General features: G+C 51.4%; 3 protein-coding genes. All 3 read left to right on the top strand.

Annotation, left to right across the window (positions count from 1 at the left end; translation table 11 throughout):
- Positions 1-307 (top strand): potassium-transporting ATPase subunit C (locus PHU49_17130; GenBank protein MDD5245733.1); only part of this gene is annotated, 307 nt, incomplete at its 5' end.
- 13 nt (positions 308-320) lie between these two features.
- Positions 321-1,487, top strand: coding sequence for a sensor histidine kinase KdpD (locus PHU49_17125; GenBank protein ID MDD5245732.1), 1,167 nt, complete (start codon positions 321-323; stop codon positions 1,485-1,487).
- The coding region (locus tag PHU49_17120; GenBank protein MDD5245731.1) for a HAMP domain-containing protein at positions 1,484-2,562 on the top strand (1,079 nt) is incomplete at its 3' end. The genes PHU49_17125 and PHU49_17120, both read left to right, overlap by 4 nt.

The following is a 2,562-nucleotide window of genomic DNA, read 5'->3' as shown; positions in this document are numbered from 1 at the left end:
GAACAGGGTGACGAAGGAGATAGAACGGTTAAAGAAAGAAAATCCAGCGGCGGAAGGCCCTATTCCCGTAGAACTCGTAACAACCTCCGGAAGCGGGCTTGATCCCCATCTCTCTCCATCGGGTGCGTTCTGGCAGATCCCGCGAATTGCCGGGGCGAGGGACATTGAACCGGACAGGATACGGAAAATAGTTGAAATGAATATCGAGGGGAGAGAGTTTGGTTTTCTGGGTAATCCAAGGGCAAACGTGCTCACGCTGAATCGTGCCCTTGATCGCTATTTTGGACCCCCTCCATCTATAAAGTGATATAATAGCCAAAATGACCGCCATACCGACAGCACAGCGGCAGAAAGCAACAGACTTTCTCGAGCTCGTCGAGCAGACGAAGCGGGGGAAACTGCGCACGTACCTCGGTTTTGCCGCAGGGGTAGGGAAAACATACCGGATACTTAAAGAGGCGCATACCCTGAAAAACAGGGGCGTTGATATTGTCATCGGATACGTTGAGCCTCACGGCAGGCAGGAGACATCGGAACTCATTGAGGGGCTCGAGGTGGTCCCGCGGAAGCAGTATGAATACCGGGGCATAGTTGTGGAAGAGATGGACATTGACGGCGTTCTCGCCCGGCATCCCCGGATAGCGATCGTAGACGAGGTCGCCCATACAAATGTGCCGCTCTGCAAGAACGGGAAACGCTGGCAGGATATCATCGATCTTCTCGATGCAGGCATCAACGTGATCTGTGCGTTCAACGTTCAGCACCTTGAAAGCCTGAATGAGCTGGTGAGCAACGTGGCGGACACAAAGATACGGGAGACCATCCCCGACGCATTTCTCAAACAGGCAGATCAGATAATCACCATCGACCTGACCGTGGAGGATCTCCTTTTACGATTACAGGAAGGTAAGATCTACGAACGCGAAAAGATCCCCTGGGCGCAGGAACATTTCTTCAAACCAGGGAACCTCGACACCCTGCGTGAACTTACCCTCCGGGAGGTTGCCGAAAGTCTTGAAAGGGTTTCATCAAAAAAACTCCAGAGCGATCAGATAACAAAGAAGCAGCGTGCGTCAGAGAGGGTAATGGTATGCATCGCTTCAGCGTCGCCGCATGCGGAGACCCTCCTCTACAGGGGGTACCGGATGGCAGGGAGATTGAATACCCACTGGTTCGTGGTAAATGTCGAGACCCCGCATGAATCGCCTGTAAATATCGATGCCGCTTCGCAGCGTCATCTCATAAAGACCATGAATAAAGCGAAAGAACTGGGTGCGGAGTTCGTGAGGCTCCACAATAAGGATACTGTCGCCGCAATAACCGACTTTGCACGCTCCCACGCAGTAAAGCATATTATTCTGGGCCGCTCAGTGCAGCCGTGGTGGAAACACTTTATGGGCCGCTCTTTTACCTTTCAGTTCCTCAAGGAAGCTCACGAATTTGACATCCATATCGTATCCTTTGAGGATAAAGGGACACAGGAATGACATTAAAGGGAAAACTACTGATCGCACAGCTCCCGCTTATTGTTGCGCTGCTTTTTATAGGAACCATTTCGGCAATAACGACATACAGGGTAGGCGAAACATCCCAGATAATATTGCAGGATAACTACCGGAGCATCCTTGCCGTGGAAAGGATCAAGGAGGCCCTGGAGAGAATGGACTCCGCCGCCCTGTTCATCATAGAGGGCCACCGCAAAGAAGGCGAAAAGATAATCCGGGAAAACAGGCGGTCTTTTGAAGATGAACTAAGCGTCCAGAAGAAGAACATTACGGAAAAGGGCGAGGCAGAGGCCACCAGAAATCTTGGCATTCTGTGGAACGAATATAAGACAAAACAGGAGATACTTCTTACGACAAAGAACACCTCCAAGAGGGGTTTCTATTTCGAAGAGCTTTTACCCCTGTTCGAGAAGATCAAACGTACCGCCGACAAAATATTGGCCATGAACCAGGACGCGATGGTCTTCAAGAGCGAGCACGTGCGAAAGGTCGCCAACAGGACAAACATATTTTTGTTCGCCGTAACAATAATCCTGGCAATCCTCGGCATTACGATCTCTGTTGTCCTCACAAGCCGCATGATACGGCCCATCTCGGTTCTCAGCAAGGCAGTCCGGCGAATAGGGGCAGGCGACATGGAGGCAAGGGCAGGCATTGCAGGGAGTGACGAGATCGCGCGGCTTGGCGAAGACTTCAACAAGATGGCGGAGAGCATAGCCAGATACCGTCAGAGTTCTCTCGGTGAGCTTTTTCTTGTCCAGCAAGCCTCTCAGGCCACCATCGACAGCGTACCCGGCCCTGTCTTTGTTTTTGACACATCAGGCAAAATGATCATGGTCAACCGTTTTGCCGATGAAATATTTTTTACAGGTAACGTGGATGATATTGCCGATCCCCTTGCCCGTCTCGATCCATCGATCCTGAACGTTATTGAGCACGTAAAATCACACGTCCTGTCCGGAAAAGGACCTTACAACGCAAAAGGTTTTGAGGACGTGGTGTCGATAAGATCACCCCAGGGCGAGATGCACCTCCTCCCCCAGGCAGCGCCTGTCTA

Source organism: Syntrophorhabdaceae bacterium (genome assembly GCA_028713955.1).
In the GTDB taxonomy this organism is placed as follows: domain Bacteria; phylum Desulfobacterota; class Syntrophorhabdia; order Syntrophorhabdales; family Syntrophorhabdaceae; genus UBA5609.
The sequence above is the reverse complement of the archived record's forward strand: the minus strand, read 5'-3'. Positions and strand labels throughout refer to the sequence as shown.